Origin of the sequence: Tolumonas lignilytica, assembly GCF_000527035.1 — a bacterium.
Classification (GTDB): Bacteria; Pseudomonadota; Gammaproteobacteria; order Enterobacterales; family Aeromonadaceae; genus Tolumonas; species Tolumonas lignilytica.
The window spans coordinates 1,163,410-1,190,408 of record NZ_AZUK01000001.1; the positions used below are offsets into that span (position 1 = coordinate 1,163,410).

Annotated in this window: 25 protein-coding genes and 1 tRNA gene; 7 read left to right on the forward strand and 19 right to left on the reverse strand. The window is 50.4% G+C overall.

The genetic code is table 11. The annotated features are described in order from the left end of the window. Positions 1–53: 53 nt before the first annotated feature. From H027_RS0105550 to rlmD, 4 genes are all read right to left on the reverse strand, one after another. Complete coding sequence (locus H027_RS0105550; RefSeq protein ID WP_024871515.1) at positions 54–1,691, reverse strand: CTP synthase; 1,638 nt, start codon at positions 1,689–1,691, stop codon at positions 54–56. Between the two features lie 142 nt (positions 1,692–1,833). Beyond that, positions 1,834–2,631, reverse strand: coding sequence for a nucleoside triphosphate pyrophosphohydrolase (mazG, locus tag H027_RS17500; RefSeq protein WP_038149186.1), 798 nt, complete (start codon positions 2,629–2,631; stop codon positions 1,834–1,836). A 64-nt stretch (positions 2,632–2,695) separates the two neighbouring features. After that, positions 2,696–4,927, reverse strand: coding sequence for a GTP diphosphokinase (relA, locus tag H027_RS0105560; protein ID WP_024871516.1), 2,232 nt, complete (start codon positions 4,925–4,927; stop codon positions 2,696–2,698). A gap of 16 nt (positions 4,928–4,943) precedes the next feature. Further along, positions 4,944–6,266: a 23S rRNA (uracil(1939)-C(5))-methyltransferase RlmD gene (rlmD, locus tag H027_RS0105565; RefSeq protein WP_024871517.1), complete on the reverse strand. Its 1,323-nt coding sequence runs from the start codon at positions 6,264–6,266 to the stop codon at positions 4,944–4,946. Positions 6,267–6,362: 96 nt separating this feature from the next. Here rlmD and barA point away from each other — a divergent pair, with 96 nt between their 5' ends. Further along, positions 6,363–9,095 (forward strand): two-component sensor histidine kinase BarA, encoded by a 2,733-nt coding sequence (gene barA, locus H027_RS0105570; protein WP_024871518.1) that lies wholly within the window; start codon positions 6,363–6,365, stop codon positions 9,093–9,095. 18 nt (positions 9,096–9,113) lie between these two features. Here the strand turns inward: barA and H027_RS0105575 are convergent, their stop codons facing one another. The 3 genes from H027_RS0105575 to H027_RS0105585 all read right to left on the reverse strand — a co-directional run bounded on the left by H027_RS0105575 (position 9,114) and on the right by H027_RS0105585 (position 11,655). Continuing rightward, the gene (locus H027_RS0105575) at positions 9,114–10,232 is read right to left on the reverse strand and encodes a 1-acyl-sn-glycerol-3-phosphate acyltransferase (RefSeq protein ID WP_024871519.1); all 1,119 of its coding nucleotides are present in this window, start codon (positions 10,230–10,232) and stop codon (positions 9,114–9,116) included. Between the two features lie 88 nt (positions 10,233–10,320). Next, positions 10,321–11,019, reverse strand: coding sequence for an aspartate/glutamate racemase family protein (locus tag H027_RS0105580; protein WP_024871520.1), 699 nt, complete (start codon positions 11,017–11,019; stop codon positions 10,321–10,323). 24 nt (positions 11,020–11,043) lie between these two features. After that, positions 11,044–11,655: a LysE family translocator gene (locus H027_RS0105585; RefSeq protein WP_024871521.1), complete on the reverse strand. Its 612-nt coding sequence runs from the start codon at positions 11,653–11,655 to the stop codon at positions 11,044–11,046. A gap of 123 nt (positions 11,656–11,778) precedes the next feature. Between H027_RS0105585 and H027_RS0105590 the strand changes: the two genes are divergently transcribed. The 3 genes from H027_RS0105590 (at position 11,779) to crp (ending at position 14,312) form a co-directional block, all read left to right on the forward strand. Then, complete coding sequence (locus H027_RS0105590) at positions 11,779–13,167, forward strand: aminotransferase-like domain-containing protein (protein ID WP_024871522.1); 1,389 nt, start codon at positions 11,779–11,781, stop codon at positions 13,165–13,167. Between the two features lie 7 nt (positions 13,168–13,174). Further along, entirely contained in the window at positions 13,175–13,414 is a 240-nt protein-coding gene (locus H027_RS0105595; protein WP_024871523.1) for a YheU family protein, read from the forward strand. 259 nt (positions 13,415–13,673) lie between these two features. Then, complete coding sequence (gene crp / locus H027_RS0105600) at positions 13,674–14,312, forward strand: cAMP-activated global transcriptional regulator CRP (protein ID WP_024871524.1); 639 nt, start codon at positions 13,674–13,676, stop codon at positions 14,310–14,312. 63 nt (positions 14,313–14,375) lie between these two features. Here crp and H027_RS0105605 read toward each other — a convergent pair whose 3' ends face one another. Both H027_RS0105605 and H027_RS0105610 read right to left on the reverse strand, forming a co-directional pair. After that, on the reverse strand, positions 14,376–15,593 hold the full coding sequence (locus H027_RS0105605; protein ID WP_024871525.1) for an aspartate aminotransferase family protein: 1,218 nt from the start codon (positions 15,591–15,593) through the stop codon (positions 14,376–14,378). 97 nt (positions 15,594–15,690) lie between these two features. Beyond that, entirely contained in the window at positions 15,691–16,269 is a 579-nt protein-coding gene (locus H027_RS0105610) for an anthranilate synthase component II (RefSeq protein WP_024871526.1), read from the reverse strand. Between the two features lie 103 nt (positions 16,270–16,372). On the opposite strand from H027_RS0105610, the gene H027_RS0105615 reads away from it, so the two are divergent. Continuing rightward, on the forward strand, positions 16,373–16,939 hold the full coding sequence (locus H027_RS0105615; protein ID WP_024871527.1) for a flavin reductase family protein: 567 nt from the start codon (positions 16,373–16,375) through the stop codon (positions 16,937–16,939). Here H027_RS0105615 and H027_RS0105620 read toward each other — a convergent pair whose 3' ends face one another. Then, a complete protein-coding gene (locus H027_RS0105620; RefSeq protein ID WP_024871528.1) occupies positions 16,940–17,419 on the reverse strand; it encodes a YchJ family protein in 480 nt (159 codons plus the stop codon). A 150-nt stretch (positions 17,420–17,569) separates the two neighbouring features. Between H027_RS0105620 and H027_RS0105625 the strand changes: the two genes are divergently transcribed. Next, the gene (locus tag H027_RS0105625; protein WP_024871529.1) at positions 17,570–18,310 is read left to right on the forward strand and encodes a metallophosphoesterase; all 741 of its coding nucleotides are present in this window, start codon (positions 17,570–17,572) and stop codon (positions 18,308–18,310) included. A 19-nt stretch (positions 18,311–18,329) separates the two neighbouring features. Here the strand turns inward: H027_RS0105625 and H027_RS0105630 are convergent, their stop codons facing one another. Then, entirely contained in the window at positions 18,330–19,655 is a 1,326-nt protein-coding gene (locus tag H027_RS0105630) for an MFS transporter (RefSeq protein WP_038149189.1), read from the reverse strand. A 276-nt stretch (positions 19,656–19,931) separates the two neighbouring features. On the opposite strand from H027_RS0105630, the gene rraA reads away from it, so the two are divergent. Further along, positions 19,932–20,417, forward strand: a complete 486-nt coding sequence (rraA, locus tag H027_RS0105635; RefSeq protein ID WP_024871531.1) for a ribonuclease E activity regulator RraA — start codon at positions 19,932–19,934, stop codon at positions 20,415–20,417. 43 nt (positions 20,418–20,460) lie between these two features. Here the strand turns inward: rraA and H027_RS0105640 are convergent, their stop codons facing one another. From H027_RS0105640 to potG, 8 genes are all read right to left on the reverse strand, one after another. Continuing rightward, entirely contained in the window at positions 20,461–20,670 is a 210-nt protein-coding gene (locus tag H027_RS0105640) for a cell division protein ZapB (protein ID WP_024871532.1), read from the reverse strand. 111 nt (positions 20,671–20,781) lie between these two features. Next, positions 20,782–22,059 carry a hypothetical protein gene (locus tag H027_RS0105645; protein ID WP_024871533.1) on the reverse strand — a complete coding sequence of 426 codons (1,278 nt, stop codon included), beginning with the start codon at positions 22,057–22,059 and terminating at the stop codon, positions 20,782–20,784. A 37-nt stretch (positions 22,060–22,096) separates the two neighbouring features. Continuing rightward, positions 22,097–22,888: a serine O-acetyltransferase gene (gene cysE, locus H027_RS0105650; protein ID WP_024871534.1), complete on the reverse strand. Its 792-nt coding sequence runs from the start codon at positions 22,886–22,888 to the stop codon at positions 22,097–22,099. 28 nt (positions 22,889–22,916) lie between these two features. Next, entirely contained in the window at positions 22,917–23,819 is a 903-nt protein-coding gene (gene fieF / locus H027_RS0105655; RefSeq protein ID WP_024871535.1) for a cation efflux pump FieF, read from the reverse strand. Between the two features lie 98 nt (positions 23,820–23,917). Next, positions 23,918–23,994, reverse strand: a tRNA-Pro gene (locus H027_RS0105660). A 97-nt stretch (positions 23,995–24,091) separates the two neighbouring features. Then, a complete protein-coding gene (locus H027_RS0105665; protein WP_024871536.1) occupies positions 24,092–24,940 on the reverse strand; it encodes an ABC transporter permease subunit in 849 nt (282 codons plus the stop codon). Then, a complete protein-coding gene (gene potH, locus H027_RS0105670; RefSeq protein WP_024871537.1) occupies positions 24,937–25,857 on the reverse strand; it encodes a putrescine ABC transporter permease PotH in 921 nt (306 codons plus the stop codon). Before potH ends, H027_RS0105665 begins: the two co-directional genes overlap by 4 nt. Before the next feature lie 2 nt (positions 25,858–25,859). Beyond that, positions 25,860–26,993 carry a putrescine ABC transporter ATP-binding subunit PotG gene (gene potG / locus H027_RS0105675; RefSeq protein ID WP_024871538.1) on the reverse strand — a complete coding sequence of 378 codons (1,134 nt, stop codon included), beginning with the start codon at positions 26,991–26,993 and terminating at the stop codon, positions 25,860–25,862. Positions 26,994–26,999: the final 6 nt, after the last annotated feature.

Sequence of the window (26,999 nt, forward strand, 5' to 3'; positions counted from 1 at the left end):
AAGTTATAAATTGCAGTTGCGGCAATATATGCCACAACCACGGATTTTGTCGATTAGTTTAGGTGTCTCTTCATGTACTCCCCTGCGGCTTTAATAAAACCTTCAAACAGCGGATGCCCATCACGTGGAGTGGAAGTAAATTCCGGATGGAATTGCACTGCCACAAACCATGGGTGATCAGGATTTTCAACAATCTCAACCAATTTCTTATCTGCCGACAAACCAGTTACTTTCAAACCTGCGGCTTCAATTTTTGGCAGCAAGGTATTATTTACTTCGTAACGGTGACGGTGACGTTCCTGAATGGTGTCATGGCCATACAACGCACGAACTTTTGAACCTTCTGCCAGATGACACAATTGCGACCCAAGACGCATCGTACCACCCAGATCAGAACCTTCAGAGCGCACCTCAACTTTCCCTTCTTCGTCGATCCACTCAGTGATCAGACCCACGACCGGGTAAGGTGTATCACGTTTAAATTCGGTAGAGTGGGCTCCGTCCATACCGGCTACATGGCGCGCATATTCGATCAACGCAACCTGCATCCCCAGACAGATACCCAGATAAGGGATTTTGTTTTCGCGGGCATATTGCGCCGCCAGAATCTTGCCTTCGACGCCACGTTCACCGAAACCACCCGGAACCAGAATGGCATCTAAGCCTTCCAGTACCTCCAGACCTTTGGTTTCCAGATCTTGCGAATCAATATACTTGATGTTGACACTCAGGCGATTTTTCAGACCGCCGTGTTTCAGTGCTTCGTTGACTGACTTGTAGGCATCAGGCAAGGACACATATTTACCGACCATACCAATGGTGACTTCACCCGTTGGATTAGCTTCCTGATAAATAACCTGTTCCCACTCAGCCAGATTGGCTTCGTCACATTGCAAGCCAAAGCGATCAACGACCAGCTGATCCAGCCCTTGCGACTTCAGCAATGCCGGAATTTTGTAAATAGAATCAACGTCTTTTAATGATACGACGGCACGCTCCGGTACGTTACAGAACAACGCAATCTTCGCGCGTTCATTAGCCGGAATAGAGCGATCGGAGCGGCAGATCAGAATATCGGGCTGAATACCGATTGACAGCAGCTCTTTCACTGAATGTTGTGTTGGTTTGGTTTTCACTTCACCGGAAGCAGCCAGATATGGCACCAGTGTCAGATGCATAAACAGGGCGTTGTTACGGCCGATGTCGACGGCTAACTGACGGATTGCTTCCAGAAATGGCAGTGATTCGATATCACCGACGGTGCCGCCAACTTCAACGACCGCGACATCATGACCATCAGCGCCGGCAATAACCCGCTCTTTAATGGCATTAGTGATATGAGGAATAACCTGAATGGTTGCACCTAAGTAGTCGCCACGGCGCTCTTTCCGTAATACATCGGAATAGACGCGGCCAGTAGTAAAGTTGTTACGACGGGACATTTTGGTGCGGATAAAACGCTCGTAATGACCTAAATCCAGATCGGTTTCGGCGCCATCTTCCGTGACAAATACTTCACCATGCTGAATTGGACTCATGGTGCCCGGATCAACGTTGATGTACGGATCGAGTTTCAGCATGGTTACTTTTAAACCACGCGCTTCCAGCACCGCCGCCAGTGAGGCTGCCGCGATACCTTTACCCAAGGATGAAACCACCCCGCCTGTCACGAAAATATATTTAGTCGTCATGCTGAACCTGAAGAAGTTTAGGAATCACGCAGATGCGTGCGGGAGAAACAGACGGGATGAAATTATACCGCAAGCCCGGGCTCCTAACAACGGGCAACAGGATACTCATTTGCATTGAACCGAGTCTTGCGTTACGTCAACTTCACTCCATTTGTTTGACTTGTTGCCAAACGGTCTCTAATTCATCCAGCGAACAGGCTTGCACCGTCCGCCCCTGGGCATGAATTGTCTGCTCCAAAGCCCGGAAACGACGTTCAAATTTATGATTACCGGCACGCAGTATTTTTTCCGGGTCAAATCCGAGATGGCGAACCAGATTAACATTAGCAAATAATAGATCACCCAGCTCTTCAGCCAGCGCATTTTTATCAACCTCTGGTCGATTCACTTCTGCGAGCACTTCATCCAATTCCTCGTGGATCTTTTCAATCACCGGAGGTAATTCCTGCCAGTCAAACCCTACGGTTGCGCACCGTTTCTGAATTTTTGCTGCGCGCATCAGGGCCGGTAAACTCTGAGGAATGTCATCCAGAACGCTGGTCGATGCGGCATCTTTCTCCTGACGTTCTTTGGCTTTTTCTGCTTCCCAGTTGGCATTCACTGCAGCCGTATCAGCAAACTCTTTATCGGCAAACACATGCGGATGACGACGCACCAGCTTTTCACTGATGGTATGCACCACATCCTGAAAATTGAATAGCCCTTGTTCTTGTGCCAGTTGTGAATAAAACACTACTTGAAAGAGCAGATCACCCAGCTCTGATTTCAGTCCGGTCAGATCGTTCTGTTCGATGCTTTCTACGACTTCATAGGCCTCTTCGATGGTATACGCCGTCAGACTCTGCAAGGTCTGTTTTTTATCCCACGGGCAGCCTTTTTCGGGATCGCGTAATTGTTGCATCAATGCCAGAAGTTCTTGCATGGGATAAGTCGGTGACATAAGCGTTCCTGCTGATAAATAGAAAACCGCCGCAGGAGGCTGCGGCGGTTTCGATGGTCATGAATTAAAGACGTTTGGCGCTGACGACATCGTTCATCTGGTTGATCTTCGCCAGCATGCGGTTCAGGGTTTCGATATTGTAAATTTCCATATCAATATCGATATCGGCCGTTTGCTGTTTGACGTTGGAACGGCTGCGCATGCCCAGTACATTGATTTTTTCGTTGGCAATAATGGTGGTGATGTCTCGCAGTAACCCTGAGCGATCGTTGGCGGTGATACGCACCGTCAGCTCATAACCACCGGAATAGTTTTCACCCCAGATGGCATCAATGATCCGCTCCGGATTCCGGCGGCTCAGTTCTTTGAACTGCTCGCAATCATCCCGGTGGATGGAAATCCCCCGGCCTTGCGTGATAAAACCAATAATACTGTCACCGGGGATCGGCTGGCAGCAGCGGGCAACGTGCGTCATCAGATTGCCCACCCCCTGCACAACGATATGTCCCTTACCCGGTTTGGTGTTTTTCATCCGGTGCTGGGTTTTATTTTCCAGCTGTTCCAGCAGACGACGATCTTCTTCTTCTGCAGTCGGTTTATTCAGCTTCTGTTCCAGGAAGTTCATCAACTGATTGATGCGAACTTCACCAGAACCCAAACCCGCCAGCAGATCATCAAATTCCATCAGGCTGAGACGGGTATAGAACTCTTTCACCGCCGAGGCTAATTCATCACGGGAAAGATTAAAGCCATGCCGTTCCACCTCTTTATCGAGTAGTTCCCGACCGGCCAGAATGTTCTTATCGCGATCCAGTTTACGGAACCAGGCAGCGACCTTGGCACGCGCCCGACTGGTGCGCAGGAAAGTCAGGTTCGGGTTCATCCAGTCGCGGCTGGGGTTCGGCTCTTTCTGCGTGATGATCTCAATTTGATCACCGGTTTGCAGTTGATAGGTGAACGGGACAATGCGCCCGTCAATCTTGGCACCGATACAACGGTGGCCGATCATGCTGTGCACCTGATACGCGAAATCCAGCGGCGTAGCACCGGCTGGCAAGTCAACCACGTCGCCTTTCGGGGTAAAGACGTAGACACGATCTTCAAACACCTGAGTACGCAGCTCATCAACCAATGAGCCGGATTCAACCATGTCTTCCTGCCAGGCCAGCAGTTTACGCAACCAGGCAATGCGGTCTTCATAGGCGGCATTTTTACCGGCCTGCATCCCCTCTTTATATTTCCAGTGTGCGGCAACGCCGAGTTCGGATTCCTGATGCATCTGTTCGGTGCGGATCTGGATCTCGACGGTTTTCCCTTCCGGCCCCAGTACGACGGTATGAATCGACTGATAACCATTCGGTTTCGGGTTGGCCACATAGTCGTCGAACTCACGCGGAATATGATGCCAGTGGGTATGAATGATACCGAGTGCGGCATAACAATCCTGCAGGCGTTTCGTGACCACACGCACCGCCCGCACATCATACAAATCGGAGAAATTCAGGTTTTTCTTCTGCATCTTACGCCAGATGCTGTAGATGTGTTTCGGACGGCCATACACCTCGGCTTCAATACCGGCATCCCGTAATGCCTGTTTGGTGTCGGCCACGAATTGCTGGATATAGCGCTCCCGATCAAGCCGCTTTTCATCCAGCAATTTGGCAATCTGCTTATAGATATCCGGATGCAGATAGCGGAACGAGAGATCTTCCAGCTCCCATTTCAACTGACCGATACCTAAACGGTTGGCCAACGGCGCATAGATATTGGAGATCTCTTTGGCCACCAGCACCCGGGTTTCTTCCGTGGCGTTTTTCACTTCCCGCAGACAGGCGATACGCTCTGCAAGTTTGATCACCACCGCCCGCACATCTTCCACCATGGCCAGCAACATGCGACGCACATTATCGACCTGTGTGTCTGATACGGTGGCACTGTTGATATGTTGCAGGAAGCGGATCGCGTCAATATCCACCACCCCCAGCAATAAGCGGCTGATCACATCACCAAAATCTGCCGTGGCTTGCTCCACCGTCAGATAACCGGGTTCGATCAACGGGAATAGGGTAGCCGCCTTGAGCGTATCCATATCCATATGCAGCGTCAGCAGAATGCCGATCATTTCCGCGCTGCGTTTGGACAGGCGTTGCTGTTCGCTCTCATCTTCAATTCGGTGATGACAATATTCAAAGACCGATAACAGAGCTGTTTTATCCGCTGCGGGCAGCTCCAGTGTTGTCATCCAGTTATTGAAGTCAAAACCCGTTTTCAGGTGAGTATCACGCACTGCAACCATGAGACGCTCGTCCTTATTATTTTTGTTCAAACAAGAAGAGAGATTCGACATGCCCGGTATGCGGGAACATGTCCAGTAATCCCCATTGTTTTAATGTATAACCCGACTGTAACAGTGCACAGTCACGTGCCGCCGTTACCGGATTGCAAGAAACATACACGATCCGGCGGGCTTTACTTTTTGCCAACCATGGCATGACCTCTTCGGCTCCGGTCCGCCCCGGATCCAACAGTATCAGATCATAACATTGTTGTTGCCAGGCTGCGTTGGCATATTCCGCCATTTTTGTCAGATCGGCGCGATGAAATTCGGTATTGACCAATTGATTCTGGTTGGCATTGTGAGTGGCCCGCTGCACCATTTCGTCAACCCCTTCAATGCCAGTCACCGAAGCCGCATAGCGTGCCAGTGGCAAGGTGAAATTCCCTACCCCGCAAAACAGATCCAGTACACGATCAGTTGTCTGAGGGGCCAGCCAGTCGCAGACATGCTGCACCAGACGTTGATTGACTGCCGCGTTGACCTGCAGGAAATCGCCGGGTTGGAAATAAAATCGCTGGTCATTCAACTCATAGAAACTCGGTGGCACGTCGGTTAACGCTTCCGGATAACCGGTTGTTTGCAGATACAGCACACTCTCATGCTGTTGTGCAAAAGCCAGCAGGATCTCTTTATCTTTCGTCGAAGGTTTGCCGTTATGCCGAACCAGCATGGCGAGCCCGCTTTCGGTGTCATACAGCTCAATATGACCGATATCACGATACGAACTGAGTGTGTTCAGCATGCTACGTAGTGGGCTGATGAGTACGGACAAGGCTGGCGTCAACACCGGACAACCTTCGATTTCCACCAATGCCTGACTCTGTTTTTGCCGGAAACCGACTTGTACGGCACGCTGGCTCTTTTCATATTTTACCGCCAAGCGACAAACACGACGGTAGGCCTGCGGTGGGCTATTTGCGATCCAGAGTGGTGCAGGCAGTTCAATTTTGGCCAATTGCCGGAACAAACGTTGTACGCCGTCTTGTTTGGCTTGACATTGCACTTGCTGCGGCATCATTTGGGCGTTACAGCCACCACATTGATGAAAGGCCGGGCAAAAAGGTTCCAGACGCGCTGCCGATGGCGTCAACACCTGACGTAGCCGGCCATGCGCATACTGTTTTTTCTGTTCGGTGATTTGCACTCTGACCTTTTCGCCAGGCAACACTCCTTCGACAAAACAGGCTTTGCCTTGATAACGACCCACACCAGTCAGGTGGTGATCCAGATTATCGATGGTTATCTCTACCGCCTGAGAAGGCAGTGCTTTAGGTTGGGGTTTGAAAAACTGAACCATATCTCTTGGTGGCTTATCGTTAGGTAGGTATGATGCTGGAAGAAAAGCACCGGAAAACACTATTGTCCCACAAGAACGGGTCAACAAAAACAGACTATGACGAAATATGGCCTGCGCGCCCGCGTTCTGGCGTTTACTATTATACCCACTCTGCTTATCGGTACATTGTTAGCCGGTTATTTTATTTTTCACCGGCATCAGCAGATTGAAAATTTTATGATTGAACAGGGTACCAGTGTCATTGAACCTCTGGCGATAGCCAGTGAGTATGGCCTGACCCGTTCCAGTCGCGAAGATTTACGCCGGCTGATCAGCACCAGCCACCGACGAAATTCGCCGCTCATCAAATCCATTGCCATCTTCACGAAAGACAACAATCTGTTTGTCACCTCCAATTTTCATCGTGATTTTATGCAAATGCGTCTGCCGGATGGACACAGCATTCCTGAGCTCACCAGCGTTCAGCACGTCGATGACTATATCATTCTGCGCACGCCTATTTTTGCCGAAAACAGTTTGAGTGAAACCTCATTACAAACCAGCAGTACGCCAGAAATCATCGGCTACATGGCCATCCAATTGAATATCGATCGCTCGGTCATTGCGCAATACCGCGATACCGCCACCGCGATTTTTATTGTTCTGCTTGGCCTGATCATGAGTCTGTTCTTTGGCCTGAATCTGGTACATGTGGTGATCGAGCCGATCAATCGCATGGTGCGGGCGGTATATCACATTCGTGAAGGCCGTCTGGATACCCGCGTACGCGGCAAGATGGATGGCGAACTGGATATGCTGAAAAACGGTATCAACGCGATGGCAAAAGCGATCAGCGAATACCACAACGAAATGCAGCAGAGTATCGATCAGGCCACCTCCGATTTACGTGAAACGCTTGAGCAAATCGAGATCCAGAACGTTGAACTGGACATGGCGAAAAAGCGAGCTCAAGAAGCGGCACGCATCAAATCAGAATTTCTGGCCAACATGTCGCATGAGCTGCGCACACCACTCAACGGGGTCATCGGTTTTACCCGCCAGTTGTTTAAAACCCAGCTCAGCCTGCATCAGCATGACTATCTGAACACCATTGAACATTCAGCAAAGAATTTACTCAGCATCATCAACGATATTCTCGATTTCTCTAAATTAGAGGCGGGAAAACTGACACTGGAAAATATTCCCTTCAATATCCGGGAAATGGTCAATGACACCGTCACCCTGCTTGCACCTTCCGCGCACGATAAAAAACTGGAATTGTCGTTGCTGGTTAACCAGCCGCTTCCGGATCTGGTGGCTGGCGATCCGCTGCGGCTGCAGCAAATCGTAACCAATATCGTCGGCAATGCGATCAAGTTTACCGAACAGGGGATGGTCAATCTTCAGGTCAGCACACTGCGCCTGGCAGAGCCGCACAAGGTCTTGTTGCAATTTCGCATTCGGGATACCGGGATAGGCATGGACAATGAACAGCTCATGCGGCTATTCCAGCCTTTTATTCAAGGCGACAGCTCCATTTCCCGCCGTTACGGTGGCACCGGGCTGGGCTTGGTCATCAGCCAGAAACTGATTGAACAGATGAATGGCGCCATGCAGGTTCACTCAGAACCTAATCAAGGTTCTGAATTCACCATCAGTATCCCGTTGGAGCTGGTATCTGAAGAGCAGAATATTCCTGCGGAACAGATGACATTGGCCGGCAAAAAAGTGCTGTTGTCTGAAAAGGCACTCTGGAGCCGGGAAGCCTGCTTAAGCCTGTTGCATGAATGGCAGATGGAGGTTGTACAGACGATCGACGAGCAGCCACAGGATGACGGCGAGTATTACGCCATGGTGGTGGGCTTTCCGCCTGATACGGCCATCGAGCAGATACAATCGACGGTGACGCGCTGCCTGCAACAATATCGTCTGGAAAAGCTGATTGTCCTAATCAACTCCAGCGATCCGACGCTGCATGAACATTTAATGCAGAATAATAAAATTTATTCGCTCAGCAAACCGGTGATCCACAGCAAGCTGTTACAGTCTTTATTACAACCGCTTCCCCCTGCTCAGACATTGACGGTACCGGTCGAAGTACAAAAAGCCCGATTGCCGCTGCGGATCTTGGCTGTCGATGATAATCCGGCGAACCTCAAGCTAATTATGGCGTTGCTCAATGACTTAGTGGAAGAGGTGCATTCGTGTCAGGATGGGCATCAGGCGGTTTCGCTGGCAGAAAAGGATCGCTTCGACATCATCTTCATGGACGTCCAGATGCCGCTCATGGATGGTATCCAGGCCAGTCAGATCATTCATCGCAATCCATTGAATAAACGTACGCCCATCATTGCCGTCACTGCGCATGCCTCGCCCGGTGAACGCGAGCGTTTAATGAGTAGCGGCATGGACGAATACCTGTCCAAACCGATTGATGAAATCCAGTTGAAACGGCTGCTGCTGCAATTCAGCCATCTCCAGCCAGTCGTGACTCTCGGGCCGAAATTCATTGATTGGGATCTGGCACTGGAGAAAACGAAAGGCAATGCCAAACTGGCCGAAGAGATGTTGCAGATGTTAGTCGCCAGTTTTGATGAGATCAGGCCGTTACTGGAAGCCTCCGCCGCGGGCACTGAATGTGCCGAATTACTGGATGCTATTCATAAACTTCGTGGCGGAGCGGCTTACTGCGGAGTACCACAATTGCAGCGCAGTTGTGCTGAACTGGAACAAGGCTTGCGCTCCGGGATCAGTTGCAGTGCCTTTGAACCGGAATTGCTGGAGTTGCTGGATATTATTGACGCAATAAAAACAGAGTCAGCCCAATGGCTGGCACAGGCAGGTCACTAGCCCTGCCTGTGCCAGAACTCAAGCCTGCTGATTGACCGCAGGCTGGGCATACATAGCCTTGGCAAGATCACGCCATTTGCTATCCATGGCCGCCATCCGTTGCTCAAACTGGGCCTGCTGCTCGGCGGTGATGTCCGTCGAGTGGATCCCGGCCGCCAGAAGATTCGAGGAAAACAAGCGATACTGGCTGTGAATTGCCCGATCAATGACCTGAGCCAGCTCTTCCGGTGTTTCGAATCCATCATGCACGGGTTTGCCGATAGTCACATGCACGCGACCTTTATAGCCCACAATGCCTGAGACAATGCTTTCGATATCTTCAAACTCGCTCTTCTGATAAGAACCGTTGGTTGACGTTTCATACAGCTCACGCGCTTTGGCTTCATCCCCCGGATCATATTCGTAAGAGATCGCCACCGGCACGATATTCAGTTGCTGCATATATTCCACAAAACCCAGCTTCTTCTGCTTACCGGCCATGTGGAACATTTTCAGAATGGCCGGATCGGTACGATCATCACCATCTTTGGCGCGGCCTTCTTTCTGCGCGATCCAGATCGAGTGGCCTTCCTGCAATGAATCTGCAATATAAGAAGAGAGTTCGTTGAACGTCTTTGCCATTTCACGCGGCCCTTTGGCCGAACGTTTGACAATAAAACTTTTGTTCAGACGCATCAGCTCGGTAGCACAAGGTTTACGCAGCAGGTTGTCGCCGATCGCAATACGTACCGTGTCCAGCCCGCACTGGTATAGACCCCAGTTTACAAAGGCAGGATCCATCGCAATATCACGGTGATTCGAAATAAACAGATAACTTTTATCGGATTGCAAATTTTCCAGACCGGAATAGGTCACTCCATCGGTGGTCTTCGCAATCATCTGTTCCATAAAATGCGCGATCTGCCGCTGTACATCATCGACCGTACGCACATTGGCTACACGTTTATGCAAGGCGCGACGGATCAACGGTTTCAGCAACCAGCCGAAATAGTTAACGGCATGCGGAAAACGAAAACGGGCCACAGCGCTGATCAGCTCTTCATCACTGATCAGGCGCTCAATGGCCGCCGGAACTTCACTATCATTATATGGGCGGATCTCTTTATAACGATCCTGTTCATCAAGCACTGTTGTCATGCCAATATCTTTCTATACCGCGATTAAAAACGGCGCAATTCTACACGGATTTGGCATAAACACTATTCATTGACAGGAATTAACCTCGCTAGATTGATGCCAATGCCCATTTCGCCGCATAAGTCGCATGCAATGTCGTGGTATCAAAGACAGGCACCGCGGCGTCAGACTGATCCACCAGCAGCGGGATCTCGGTACAACCGAAGATGATCCCTTCTGCACCTTGTTGCACCAGCGCCGCCATGATTTCACGGTATTGCGCCCGGGAGCTTTCTTTTTCCACCCCGACACACAGTTCGTTAAAAATCACATCATGCACAATCTGTCGGGCCGCGGCATCAGGCACGATCACCTCAAGACCATAGTGCTCTCGCAAATGAGAAACATAAAAACTGTCTTCCATGGTAAATCGAGTTCCTAATAAGGCGACTTTACGCAATCCTGCCTGCTGAATGGCCATTGCCGTTGCATCCGCGATGTGCAGGATCGGGATCTGCAACTCAGGTAACATATCCGGCACCAGTTTGTGCATGGTGTTGGTACAGATCACGATTGCGTCCGCACCAGCCTGCTGTAATTTCACGGCCGCCGCCGCCATCACCGCACCGGCCTCCTGCCAGCGGTTCTGCCGTTGCAGACTGGCGATCTCCTCAAAATCCATGTTCCAAAGCAGCAGTTTTGCAGAATGTAACCCGCCTAACTGCTCTGCGGCAGATTCATTCAGGATCTGATAGTAGGGAATGGTTGACTGCCAGCTCATACCACCAATTAGACCAATTGTTTTCATTCTCTTTTCTTTTCCTTTATATGTTTATTCAAACCAGATCAACGCCACACACAGTGCCGTTAACATCCCCATGCTTCGATTCCAGTAATGCCAGGCGCGAGGGGTTTTCAGCCACTGCCCGACCTTCACGCCAAACAGCGTCCACATTGAGCTGGTTTTTAATCCCACCAGTGCAAACACCGCCAAGACCCAAATCACCGAAGACCAATACTGTTCGCCCAACAGGGTAAAGCTGCCGATGGCCGATAGGCTCATCAGCCAGGCTTTCGGATTCATAAACTGGAACAACACCGCCTGATGAAAACGCCACGGTTTGATGCCAGACTGACAAGAAGAGGCATTCAGTTCAGGCACCCCTGCCTGCGCGATCTGCCAGGCCAAATAGAGCAGATACGCGGATCCACCGATCTTTAGCAGCAACTGCAACACCGGCCATTGTTGGAAGAGTGCGCCCACCCCCAATGCCATGAGCAACAACATGCAGACCAAGCCACCACTGATCCCGGCAATATGTTGCATTGAGTGCCAGAAACCAAAACGGGCACCAGAACCGGTCAGCATGACGTTATTCGGGCCGGGCGTGACACAGGTGATCCAGGCAAAAGCGATCAGCGACAATAACAGGCTTTGTTCCATCGGTTTGCTCCTTGCAAAATTGTCTCGATACAATTCATCAAAAACAGCGAAATCAGACTACATTCATCGCTCAATTAACGTTATATTGAAGCTATTCAGAGGATCAACAGGTTTATTGTCACCATGACAATTTGGAATCCACAGCTTTCAGGTCAGGGACCGTTGTATCGCCAACTCGCACAGGCCATTGGTCAGGCCATCGAGCAAGGTGAATTACAACCCGGTCAACGTTTACCCACACACCGTGCGCTTGCCGATCAACTCGGCGTCACCGTCGGCACCATCACCCGCGCCTATAGCGAGGCGGAACATCAGGGATGGGTGAACGCACGCGTCGGTGCGGGAACCTACGTGCGAGAGGCGGCTGAGGAGCCCGCGTTGAGCTGGCATATCCGGCAGCCGGATCCGGCGCGGATCGAATTGTGGCAGAACCTGCCGATCCTGCAGGATCGAGAGAACTCGTTCCGCGATGCAATGGAATCCATACTGGCGACATCCGGCCGGATCAACGCCCTGATGGAATACAGCTCGGTCAATGGCGAATTGTCACAGCGCGAAATTGTCTGTCAGTGGTTGCATCAATACGGATTCGATACCGCTCAGCCGGAGCGGTTATTTTTCAGTTTTGGTGCCCAGAATGGCCTGTTGTTGAGTTTGATGGCGTGTGGCGCAGTCGGTGAAACCGTGTTGTGTGAGGGGCTGACGTATCCAGGCCTCAGCACCTTGTCTCACTCCCTGCGCATTCAGCTCAAAGGGTTGGCGATGGATGACGAAGGCATGCTGCCTCAGGCGTTGGAAAAAGCCTGCCAGAGTGGGAATTACCGCACCCTCTATCTAACGCCCACCATCCAGAACCCGACAGCCGTTACGATGAGTCTCGCTCGACGTCAAGAAATCTTGGCCCTGTGTGAACGCTATCAATTGACCATCATTGAAGATGATGTGCATGGCATCCTGCCCGAGATCCGCCCTCCCGCCATGGTCGAATTGGCGCCGGAACGGGTCATTCATCTGGGCAGTTTTGCCAAAAATACCAGCGCCGGATTACGTCTGGGTTATATGCTGGTTCCTCAGCATCTGCATACGGCCATGTCGATTGCCGTACGCGGTTCCAGTTGGATGATCACACCACTGATGATTGAACTGACCTGCCGCTGGCTGCAGTCCGGACAGGCGGATCGCATGTTGCTGCAACAACGGAAAACATTGCGGGAACGGGGAGAACTCCTGCGTCACCATTTAAGTGCCTATCAGGTGCAATATCAGGAGGGAGGCATGCACGCCTGGCTACCCTTGCCTGCATACTGGCGTTGTCAGGCCTTTGTACAGGCCGCTAATCAGCAAGGTGTCGGCGTTGCCGGTGCCGAATTATTTGCAGCAGCCCACTATCCGTCACCACAGGCCGTCCGTTTGTCGATTAGTCATCCGGCAGATAATATTTCGCTGGATAAAGCACTGCGGGTACTGCGAGAATTATTGGAAACGGAACCAACCCCACAATGGGTCATATGAGGTTGTTATGATCATTCCTTGGCAGCAGCTTCCCAATGCTACTTTAGATAACCTGATCGAATCTTTCGTGCTGCGTGAAGGCACCGATTACGGGGAACAAACCTTTTCACTGTCTGAAAAGGTCACTCAAGTGCGACAGCAGTTGGAACGCGGCGATGTGGTGATTTTATACAGCGAATTACATGAATCTGTCACAATCGTGCCTAAAAACACGATTCCGCCGATCGATGATGTAACAGAAAATTAAAAATTTTGCTTATGATTGTAACAAGCGGCTTATTTCCATAAGCATCTCTTGTCATTACTTTTTCCGCACCTTATGCTAGGTCTTTATTGCGAGCTTACGCATACACGCTGCTTGTCTGTGTGGAAGCGTACTCGCCACTGAGTTTGTGTCATTTTCGCCACAGATCCTGTTGTGATGTTTCGATTGACTCAAAATAGCAATAAATAAAAAAGCTGTATCACTGATAATGGTGGTACACCGGCGCTCAAGAGGACAGATAATGGTAATCGGCAAACCGCAAAGCGATCCAACACAGGAATGGTTTCTTTCTCACTGCCATATTCATAAATATCCGGCAAAAAGCACACTGATTCACGCGGGTGAAAAAGCAGAAACTTTGTATTTCATTATCAAAGGTTCTGTGGCTGTGCTGATCAAAGACGAAGAAGGCAAGGAAATGATTCTGTCTTACCTGAATCAGGGAGACTTTATCGGCGAACTGGGTCTGTTTGATGAAAGCGAGAACCCGATTCGTTCAGCCTGGATCCGTGCAAAAACCTCTTGTGAAGTTGCTGAAATCTCTTACAAAAAATTCCGTCAGTTAATTCAGGTCAACCCTGAGATCCTGATGCGTCTTTCTGCACAGATGGCTCGTCGTCTGCAAACCACCAGCCAGAAAGTGGGCAATCTGGCCTTCCTGGATGTAACCGGTCGGATCGCACAGACCCTGCTGAATTTGGCCAAACAGCCTGATGCCATGACTCATCCAGACGGTATGCAGATCAAAATCACCCGCCAGGAAATCGGTCAGATCGTGGGTTGCTCCCGCGAAACAGTGGGTCGTATTCTGAAGATGCTGGAAGATCAGGAACTGATCACGGCTCATGGCAAAACGATCGTGGTGTTTGGCACGCGCTAAGCGTTTTTGCTGCTCCATAAAAAAAGGCTGCCTGCGCAGCCTTTTTTGTTTTTACCGAACAGATCAGGCTTTAACCACCTGAGCCACAGCCTGAGTAAAGCGGCTCATCCCTTCTGCAAACTCTTCGGCGGTTAAATTCAGTGCCGGTGTGAAACGGACCACATTCGGGCCAGCAACCAGAAACAGCACGCCCTGCTCAATACCCGCATCAACAAATGCCTTGGCCTTACCCGCAAATTGCTCGGTCAAGACCGCACCAATCAGCAGACCCTGTCCACGCACTTCGCTGAAGCAGTGATATTCGGCATTGATCTTCTCCAGTGCGGCACGGAACCAAACTTCACGCTCTTTCACACCAGCCAGCAATGTCGGGTCATTGATCAGATCAAACGCTGTTTCAGCGACAGCACACGCCAGCGGGTTACCACCGAACGTGGTGCCGTGTACACCTGGCTGGAACACCTGCGCAATCGCTTCGCGAGTTAACATGGCAGCAATCGGGAAACCGCCGCCCAACGCTTTGGCGGTGGTCAGGATGTCTGGCTCAACCCCAAGCTGCATGTAGGCAAACAGGCTGCCGGTACGCCCCATGCCGGTCTGAACTTCGTCCAGAATCAACAGCGCGTTGTGCTGGGTACACAACTCCCGCACTGCCTTGGCAAATTCTTTATCGGCAGGTAAGACACCGCCTTCGCCTTGCAGCGGTTCCATGACCACGGCACAGGTGTTATCAGAAATCAGCTCTTTCAGGGCCGCGATATCATTGTAAGGAATATGCTGGATGGCACCGGGACGTGGGCCAAAACCATCCGAATAATGCGACTGACCGCCGACACTCACCGTAAAGAAAGTGCGACCGTGGAAGCCTTGCAAAAACGCAATGATCTGGTTTTTCTGCTCACCAAATTTTTCCTTGGCATAACGACGGGCCAGTTTAAATGCCGCTTCATTGGCTTCCGCCCCTGAGTTACAGAAGAAAGCCCGATCCGCGAAAGTGGCATCAACCATCTTGCGAGCCAGACGCAGTGTCGGCTCGTTGGTCATCCAGTTGCTGACATGCCACAGACGCTGACCCTGCTCGGTCAGGGTTTTGACTAAAGCCGGGTGGCAGTGACCCAACGCATTAACCGCAATACCACCCGCCAGATCGATATATTCGCGATCTTGCTGATCCCATAAGCGGGAACCCTGACCACGAACCGGAATGAAAGCTGCAGGAGCATAAGTCGGGACAATGACTTCATCAAACCAACCACGCGTCACCTGCGTCTGTTCTGCCATACAAACTCCTTAGCACTGTAAACCAGGAAAATGAAATTTTAATCAATTAGAGTGCATAATATATCACTATGCGCCGTAGCACCCAACACTGGAAATGTTATTGCCGCAAGAAATTTGCTAATAATTCGAGTCCTTGCTCACTCAGAATACTTTCCGGGTGAAATTGCACCCCTTCCAAAGGCAACGTTCGATGGCGTAGCCCCATAATCTCCCGAGCCTCGCCCTCTGGCGGCAATGTCCAGGCAGATACCTCAAATACCGGTGGCAAGGTGGCTTCATCCACCAGCAAAGAATGATAACGCGTCACCGACAGCGGATTGTTTAGATCACGGAAAACGCCCCTGCCATCATGCCCAATCAGGCTGGTTTTGCCATGCATGACCTGCGTTGCCCGGATCACCCGGCCACCAAAAGCCTGAGCCATGGCCTGATGCCCCAAGCAGACGCCCAGAATGGGAATTTCACCGGCAAATTGCCGGATCGCCGCCAAGGAAATTCCAGCCTCGTTGGGGGTGCACGGGCCCGGTGATATCACCAGATGTGAAGGCCGGTAAGCGGCGATATCCTCAAGGGTTACCGCGTCATTACGACGCACCTCGACCTGCGCGCCCAGTTGCCCAAAGTATTGCACCAGGTTATAGGTAAAAGAGTCATAGTTATCGATCAGCAGGATCATCATTGTTCCCCATAGGCCACACGTCCCCTATCTGGGCGCACATCATAGCCGCTGCCATCAATTTTGGTTAAGCTGAATCAACTTTTTCTTCAAAGGAAACATCATGCGCCAGATTGTAGAACTGGAGAAAGCCTATCGTCTGCTGAACCATGGCCCGACCGTGTTGATCTCGTCAGCCTGTGCAGGCAAAGAAAATGTAATGGCTGCTGCCTGGACCATGCCGTTGGACTTTTCTCCACCCAAAGTAGCAATTGTGGTGGATCGTAATACCTATACCCGACAATTAATCGAGGCTTCGGGTGAATTTGTCATCAATATTCCCCCGGTCGCCATGGCCCAACTCACGGTGGCTGTTGGTGACTGCAGTGGCCGCGAATGTGACAAGTTCAGTCATTTTCACCTCGGTAAACTCGATGCCAGCCAGCTTCAGGTGCCGTTGGTCGACGGCTGTATCGGCTGGTTGGAATGTCGTTTGTTGCGCGAACCCCATACCCAGCAGACCTATGATCTGTTGCTCGGTGAAGTGGTGGCAGCGTGGGCGGATGATCGTGTCTTCAGTCATGGCCACTGGCATTTTCCTTCCGATGATTTACGCACCATCCATCATGTTGCCGGCGGTCATTTCTTCCAGATCGGTGATGAAGTCAGCACTGAACACACGGCCGATTAATCAGCCGCAACAGCGCTTATATTTTTTCCCACTCCCGCACGGACAAGGATCATTCGGCTTGATCTTAGGCGTGCGGGTGTAGGGCAAAAATTCACCAGTGGTATACACCCAGTTACCCTCATAACGGACAAACTGGGAGCGCTCGATATGTGGGTGCAATCCGGTTTGATCGCGATACCAGGCACAGAAGGTCACCTCTCCGGTTTCCCCATTCACTTTGGTATCTCGGATTTCCAGTTTTTCCCACTTCGCCAAGCGGCTTTCTTCTGCCAGATCCGCTTCACTCACGGCAGGACAATGATCCGGATGCCAGGTTTTCAGAATGTAGCCCCATGCATCGGCCCGATAAAAAGCGCTAAATCGGGAACGCATTAATTGTTCTGGTGTGTCCGCCGTTTTCTCTCCATTCAATAATGGCTGGCAACAAGCTGAAAATGGTCTTTTACTGCCGCATGGGCATAATTCAGTACCGAATGACATGCAATTTCCTGAATTTTGGGGAAAGGTGGTACTGTAACACAGCCCATCCAGCCCCCCTCGCCACCGAGCAGGATTTTTCCACCTAAACACGCGAAAACAACAAAAAATAAACTACGCTTGGATCAAGGAACAGATGTCCGGAGCATCATCATGCCGTCTTATCAGACATTGCAGGTTCGGGGCAGAACATTTGTGGTCGGCGACTTACACGGTTGTCTGCCACAGTTGCAATCCATTCTCGGTCAGGTGCAGTTTTCGGCCGCCAACGGTGATGTTTGTATCCTGCTCGGCGACCTGACTGATCGGGGACCTGACAGTCTGGGATGCCTTAACCTGCTTGACCAAGCCGGTTTTTATGCCATTCAGGGCAACCATGAGCAAATGTGCTGCTCCGCCTGGCGACATGAATCGCTCGCAGAATATTGCTGGGTCCGCAATGGTGGGAATTGGTTCTACGAACTTTCACCAGAACAGCAGCAAACAACTAAAGCCTATTGGTTACCCCGACTGGAACAATTACCGCTGGTCATCGATCTCTGGACTGCAGATCACATCCATATCGGGATCTGCCATGCCGATCCGGTCTTTAACGACTGGGCACAGTTACTCACCGCCTTGGATGAATATACGGCCAAGAAACGTGACGGGCTGATTGAAAAACTGATTTGGTCACGCGAGCGGATCTCGCTCGCAAATAAGACCGATTTACTTTCCGATGCCTACCGGATTAAGGGGGTCGACTGGTGTATTATGGGCCACACCCCGATCCGCCCTACCCCTTTTCGCAAAGGCAACTGTATTTGGCTGGATAGTGGCGCGGTCTTCTCGGGTGGGTATCTTAGTGTCTTAGAGGTGGGTGCGGAGTTGCATTGTCATCAGGCCAGCCAATAGCGGCTGACCTGAGCAAAGTTTAATTGGTCTGCGTCACAACGTCTGAGGCTTGCTGTTCCTGCAACAGTAACCAGCCACCGATCAGCACACCGACACCGCATAAGGCTATTACATAGTAGCAAGGTGCCATCGGTTCATTTTTCAACCACAAGGCTACCAGCATAGGGGTCAATCCGCCAAAAATGGCATAGGCCAGATTATAAGAGAACGACAAGCCGGTAAAACGAATTGCCGGAGGAAACGCATTGACCATCACATAGGGGACTGCCCCCACGATCCCGACAAAGAAACCAGCCAGCGGATACAGCATGGGCAACAGGGTAGGATCGGCCGTCACACCATGATAGAACGCATATACAGACAACCCCAGCCCGATACTTCCCAGGATAAAAATCAGACCGCTGTTAAAACGATCATTCAGCCAGCCAAAGAAAATGCAGCCTATCGTCAGCGCAACGATGGCGAGGGAATTGGCCTGCAAAGCCGCAGCAGGAGCAATGGCCAGTTGTTTCTGCAGATAGGTCGGCGTCATCAGGATCACAACCACAATGGCGGCCGACAACAGCCAGGTCAGCAACATCGACACCACCACTTCTGTTTTGCTGTTGCCCAATACCAGTTTGAGCGGGAGCCCTTCCACCAGCTGTTTCTTAGCCTTCATTTCCGCAAAAATAGGCGTTTCTTCCAACCAGCGGCGTAACATCATGGCACAGAGCCCAAACACGCCCCCCAGCAGGAAGGGCAAGCGCCAGCCCCAACTGAAGATCTGCGCCTGACTCAGTGAGGTATTTAACAGGGTGGCGATCAGCGAACCCAACAAAATACCCGCAGTTAAACCGGCCGTCAGTGTGCCGCAGGCATATCCAATACGACGGGAAGGAACATGCTCGGACACAAAAACCCACGCGCCCGGCACTTCACCGCCGATGGCTGCGCCCTGCAAAATACGTAAAACCAGTAAACCGACCGGAGCCACGATCCCCACCGACTCATAGGTGGGTAATAAGCCCATCAGCAAAGTTGGCAACGCCATGAGTAAGATACTCAGGTTAAACATTTTCTTGCGGCCAACCAGATCGCCAAAATGGGCCATCACGATGCCGCCTAACGGACGGGCCAAATAACCGGCGGCAAAGATGCCATATGTCTGGAATTGACGTAACCAGTCCGGAATATCTGCCGGGAAAAAATGCCGACTCACCACCGCAGCTAAAAAAACAAAAATAATGAAGTCATAAAATTCCAATGCTCCCCCTAACGCAGCCAGTGAGAGTGTTTTGTAATCATGACGATTCAAGGACCGATGAATTAATCCGGCAGGCGTTGATGATATATCGTGTGACATGGCTTCCTCGCAGCATAAAGATGCAAATTTCCTTTTATGTGGGCTACAACTTCACAAGAAAAACGCAAAACAGACATTTTTAATGCACCGTAACCTCATCCGTGATTAAACACCTATGCTCGGGTGATGACAATCACATTTCCCTCTCTCATGCGGCGACGTTCTCCTCACTTCGTTCGTTTTTCTGTCATATAAGTCAATAATATCTCGTTCGGCTTTGCATTCCCCGGTTGCATCCTTATACTGCTCTTAACGTCAACACGTTGGACCCATCACATGGAATACAATACCTCCCAGCTTTGTGACATTTACCAAGATCAGGTCGATGTTGTAGAACCAATGTTCAGCACTTTTGGTGGCCGCTCTTCATTCGGCGGACAAATCACCACGATTAAATGTTTTGAAGCGAATGGCATTATTCGTCAAATCGTGAAAGAAAGTGGCATCGGCCGAGTATTGTTAATTGATGGTGGCGGCTCATTACGTCGGGCACTCATTGATGCCGATATTGCCGCGACCGCCGCAGACAATGGCTGGGAAGGCATTATCTGCTACGGTTCAGTGCGTGAAGTGGATGCTCTGGCCGATCTGGAAATCGGCATTCAGGCGCTGGCTTCTATTCCGGTCGGTGCCGACGACGAAGAAAGTGGCGACAGTGAACTACCGGTCAACTTCGGTGGGGTGACTTTCCTGCCAGAAGATCATATCTATGCGGATACGACAGGCATTATTCTGTCGCCAGAGCCTCTAGATATCGAATAAACACACATCATAAAAAACGCCGGAGAAATCCGGCGTTTTTATTTCAGTTATCACTGTTCATTTGATCCATCTTACCTAACAGAGAACGTAAACGTTCCTGCCATGCCTGATGTTCATTCCGTAAATGCTGGTTTTCTTCTTTCAATTGTTGATTTTGTGAACGTAACTCATCCAGTTCCATTTTCAATAAACTAATGCCATCCACTGCGGATTGGACTTTCGCTTCCAGCTGTTCTAATACTTCAAAAGACATAACACACCTATATAACTATTCTGTTCATGACAGACAATCTCATTTAAGCGGCTAGGATAGTCTGCTAACGTCGATGGCACAACTCAACTGCACAAAAAGCTGCATATCCGATTACAAATAACACCGAACATACAGTGCATACAACGCCATCAGCCAAACCCATTCTTTGATGGCATAGCCCAGATTCCAGATCAGCATGTTCCAGGCCCGCACCCTGAAGCAGGCGATCAATGCCAGATTGGCACCTGACAACGGCGTGGCTCCTGTCGACAGCCCCCAGGAAAAAAGAAACGTCATCCCCAACAGGGAAGGATCCGGGTGCAAATGCCAGAGTAACGGGGCCAGACTGGAGGTCATGATGATCGGGTGCACCCCGAGATAGGCAATGACTAAAATCACCAGCGTCACCACCGATGCCTCAAACACGCCATAATGAGTCACATGCGCAAACAGTATTTCCGGTGACCAGATTTGCGTCAGACCGTGAATACCGGCGGCCAACAGACCCGCACCCAGAAATAAGACCACCTGACTGCCCATGGATGGAAATCGCTCCGTCACCTGACGTTTCAAGGCGTTTCCCATTTGTTGTTTCGGCATTAACAGCACGGAAATCAGGGGAGCCATCAGCGCAATCACACCGGTAATGGATAAATCCGGCCACCACCATTTTCCCAGCAATACGGCCAGTGATAACAGGATCGGTAATTTGAGGGTTTGTAAGCGTAATGGGTAGCCTTCAAAATCATGGATGCCAATTCGCCAGACATCCCAAATGGTGATGGCCATGGCCCCCAATGCCGCCAGCAGGCCAAACGGTAAAATGCGTGAAAACTGCATGCCGGGTGCGTACGCCAATGCCACTGCCATGGCGATGAAAAAAGGAGACCAATAGGCCGCAGCACAATAAATACGGTTAAGAATGATCACTTGCCGTCGTTCTAACGTGCCGTTGACCGCCAGTCGATCACCGACAACGAACAACACCGACATATTGATGACTGCACCCAGAAAACTGACGCCAAATAAGGAACTGAATAAGCCGCGCCATCCTTTCCAGTTGGATTGTTCATTCTCAGCCAACGCGCTGGTGGCCAGATTCAGCGTACTCACCGCCGTAAATAATGCCACCATATCCATGTTAGGTTGCAGCAACTGTGCTGCCGTAAACTGAACGCCCTGCATCCAGCAAAAAAGCAGCAACAAACCGGCAGCACTATATAAAATCAAACATTGCCGACGCGCCGCTTTATCCAGACGAGGCCCTAACAATAGTGCCGCCCCCCACGCCAGAACGACTGCTGGCCAGGGTGTCATCCCCAAAAACAGATGGCCAAGATATCCCACCCACATGCCGAACAACAAAATACCGGCGATTGGCTTTAACATGTTTCCTCCGGTGAAGAAAACGGGGCTTAAGCCCCGTTCAGATATCTTGTTCCATGCTGAGTGATGGTTTTAAGGTAGATGGTCGTCCAACCTCTCGGGCCGGAACCCCCGCTACCGTCGTATGTGGTGGCACTGGTGCCAGCACCACACTCCCCGCACCAATCTTGGCACCTTCACCGATTTCAATGTTGCCGAGAACTTTCGCTCCGGCACCAATCATCACCCCTTCACGAATTTTAGGGTGACGATCGCCGTGCTCCTTGCCGGTTCCACCCAAGGTGACATTTTGCAGGATAGAAACATCATTACCGACTACCGCCGTTTCACCGATGACGATACCGGTAGCATGATCCAGCATGATACCAAAGCCGATCTGTGCAGCCGGATGGATATCAACACCATAGACTACCGAGATCTGATGTTGCAGAAATAACGCCAGTGATTGCCGTCCCTGCAGCCACAGCCAATGCGCAATACGGTAAGCCTGTAATGCCTGGAATCCCTTCAGATACAGCAAGGGGGTTGAGAGAAAATTCACCGCCGGATCACGCTCTGTGACCGCGCAGATATCACAAGCAACCGCATCCAGAATATCGGGATCTGCACGCAAGGCCTGCTCAATAACCTCACGTAAGACAATCGGCGGCATCGTCACGCTGCCCAGTTTATTGGCCAATTGAAAACTCAACGCCGCACCCAGACTGTCGTGATTGATGATCGTGGAATGAAAGAAACTGGCCAGCATGGGCTCTTCTGATGCCATCCGAACCGCTTCATCGCGAATGGTTTGCCAGGCTTTTTCTTTCTTAACACATTTCTTGCAGGCCATATGACTCCCTAGTCACCGTGTTTCATGGCTAATGATGTACATGTTCTTTGGATAAAACAGAAATCGGATCCATATGAATGAGAATATCAGAAACCGGAAATTCCTCTTTTAACCGCATTTCGACTATATCAGCCAATTCATGTGCCTTTATCAGTGGCAAATCATCATCCAATTCCAGGTGCAACTGAATAAAACGCACAGGACCAGAAAAACGGGTTTTCAAATCGTGGATCCCTCGAACACCAGCCACAGCACAACATATTTCACTGATTTTTTGACATTCGTCTTCAGGTAGCTGACGATCCAACAAGGTTTGTGCTGCCTCGTAACCTATCTGCAGCGCGCTCCACAGAATATACCCACCTAATAAAATAGCAAAGATGGCATCCGCATTAGGGTATCCCTGCGACGATAAAACCAGAGCTAATAATACGGCAGCATTCAGTAACACATCAGAACGATAGTGGAGCGAATCGGCCTTGACCGCCTGACTGCCAGTCAAACGGATCACATAGCTTTGAAAGGTGATCAGCACTACCGTTAATATCAGTGACGCAATACTGATCCAGATCCCGACAGTGACATGCAGCAAAGGTTTCGGATCCACCAAAGCATCCACACCATGCATCAATAACACAATGGCGGAACCTGTGATAAAGGCCGCCTGAGCCAGACTGGCCAATGATTCAGCTTTGCCATGACCAAATTGATGATTATTGTCAGCAGGAATCAAGGCATAGCGAACTGCCATCAGACTGATCAATGACGCACTGATATCCATCATCGAATCGGTTAGTGAGGCCAACAAGCTGGATGACCCGGTCATCAGCCAGGCCGTCAGCTTACCGACGATCAATAACCCTGCTGTTGTTGAAGAGGCAATGCCCGCAAACGTGACCCAACGATAATAATGTCCCTGTTCTACTGCCATCCGGAATATTCCATATAACCGTAATGAGTCAGAGTATAGCTGACTCTGTTTCACCAAAAAAACAAAAAGGGCCAGCCTGAGCTGACCCTTTCCATGCGTGGTCGGCGTAAGAGGATTTGAACCTCCGACCCCTTCGTCCCGAACGAAGTGCGCTACCAGACTGCGCTATACGCCGCTACTTGATAATCATGAATCTAATAAACTGATCCCTTCATTGCAAGCACTTTTCCATACCATAAGATCATCATTATTCTCTGGTTTTACCCTGTGAATCATCCATTTTGCATGGCGGCGGATATTTCCGCCTTCCGGCGTTTCTCTGCCGATGCCATCATTGACCAAGCAACAAACGTCGCCACGGATACTACCAAAATGATCAAGGTGGCCAGCGCGTTAATTTTCGGACTGACACCTAAACGGACACTGGAAAATACCACCATTGGCAGTGTTGTCGCATTGGGGCCAGACACGAAACTGGTGATCACCAGATCATCTACCGAGAGTGTAAACCCTAATAACCACCCCGCCGCAATGGCCGGTGCGATTGATGGCAAGGTGATCAGAAAGAACACCTTAAACGGCGTGGCCCCCAGATCCTGTGCCGCCTCTTCAATCGATAGATCCAGCTCCTGTAATCGCGAACGCACAATGACCGTGACATAAGCCGCTGTAAACGTCACATGGGCAATCCATATCGTCATGGCACCGCGCTGTGCTGGCCAGCCAAATGATTTCGACATGGCAACAAACAATAACAGTAATGCCAGCCCAGTAATGACCTCTGGCATCACCATCGGGGCGGTGATCAGAAACGCAAACCCGGTTTGTCCTCTGAAATTACCAATACGCGTCAGGACAAACGCAGCCAGTGTCCCGATGATGACAGCCATGCTGGCACTCAGAACACCAATAGTCAGACTGAGCACCACACCATTCATCATCAGTTTATCAGCGAACAGCTCTCCATACCATTTTACGGAGAATCCCGACCACACCGTCACCAGTCGCGATTCATTAAATGAATAGACTATCAGCAACAAAATTGGCACATATAAAAAGCCAAATCCGGCTAACAGGATGAAAGTGCGAAACTTTGATTTTACCTGTGGGATCGGAGTCATGCGCCATTCTCCTGCATTTCGCGACGTTGATACCGATAAAACCAGATAATCGGCACCATCAAAATAGCCAGCATCACGACCGCCACCGCAGAGGCTACCGGCCAGTCGCGGTTGTTAAAAAATTCCTGCCATAATACCCGGCCAATCAGTAAAGAATCAGGCCCACCTAATAACTCAGGGATCACAAACTCACCGACCGCCGGAATGAACACCAACATCGAGCCCGCAATGATGCCACTTTTGGTTAACGGTAAAGTGATCGACAGAAACGCCCGGAAAGGACGCGCCCCCAAATCCGATGCCGCTTCAATCAGCGAATAATCCACCCGCATCAATGCGGTATAAATCGGCAGGATCATGAACGGCAGATAGGCATACACAATGCCGATATACACCGCCGTATTGGTATGTAACAGCGTCAACGGCTCTTTGATAACACCCAGCCATATCAATACATTATTCAGCAAACCGTTATTCTTCAAGATACCGATCCAGGCATATACCCGGATCAGAAACGACGTCCAGCTTGGCAAAACCACCAACATGAGTAATGCATTACGCATCGCGGGCGTCGAATGCACGATGGCCCACGCAATCGGATAACCAATCAACAGACAGAGTACTGTCGATGTCACCGCAATCTGAAGCGATTGCAGGTACGAATCCAGGTACATCTCATCATCCAGAAGATAAAGATAATTCCCCAGATTGAAGACAAAGTTCAGTTTTTCCTCCGCATACGACACTAAATCCGTGTACGGTGGGATCGCGACCTGTACCTCGGCAAAACTGATTTTCAGAATGATCAGGAACGGGATCAGGAAAAACAGCACCATCCATAAATATGGCAGAGAAATAACCAGATGGCGCCCTTTCGGTAACCATCCCATTAATGGCAGTTGTCGTAATTGCGTCATGTTCATATTGTCAGCACCACGCAAGAGTCCGGATCCCAACAGAGATAAACCTGATCATCCCACGTCGGCTGACCTGTTCTGAAACGGTTCACATTAGGTAACGTGGCGGTGACCAGCTTGCCACTGCCTAACCGGACGTGATAGATGGAGATATCCCCCATGTACGCAATATTTTCAACCACACCACGTTCATAATTAGCGTGATCAGAAGGAATATCACTTCGGAAATGAATTTTTTCCGGCCGTAACGCCACCATGAGCGGCACCCCTTCCGCCATAGAACCGCCATGGTTCACATGGATCGGATGCGTCAGTGATTCCGATTGGATGATCATATAATCATGCCCGTCTTCGACCAGCGTCCCCTCGAAGATATTGACCGAGCCGATAAACTCCGCACTCAAGCGACAATTCGGATGTTCATAGATCTCTTCCGGGCTACCAATCTGGACAAATTCCCCTCTATCCATGATCGCAATCCGACCTGCCATTGTCATGGCTTCTTCCTGATCGTGCGTCACCATGACACAGGTAACCCCTACACGTTCAATGATATCAACTACTTCCAACTGCATTTTTTCACGCAGTTTTTTATCCAAGGCGCCCATCGGTTCATCAAGGAGCAATAATTTAGGACGCTTAGCCAACGAACGCGCTAACGCAACCCGCTGACGCTGACCACCGGATAACTGATGCGGTTTACGCTTGGCATACTGTTGCATATGCACCAGTTCCAGCATTTCGTGCACTCGCTGGTTGATTTCATCCTTCGGCAAACCATCCTGTTTCAAACCGAACGCAATGTTTTGTTCAACCGTCATATGGGGAAACAAGGCATAAGACTGAAACATCATGTTGATCGGCCGTTTATAGGGCGGCATATCAGCCAGATCTTGACCGTCCAGAATGATGTGTCCTTTCGTTGGCGTTTCAAAACCAGCCAAAAGACGTAGCAATGTCGATTTCCCGCAACCAGATGCCCCTAATAACGCAAAAATCTCACCCTTATTGATAGTAAGACTGACATTATCCACAGCAGGAATGCCGTCGAACAATTTAGTCAGATTGCGTATTTCCAGTAGTGGTCGAGCAGAATGCTCGGTAGACGCTAAGGCAGGTTTATCGACCACAGACATATTTTT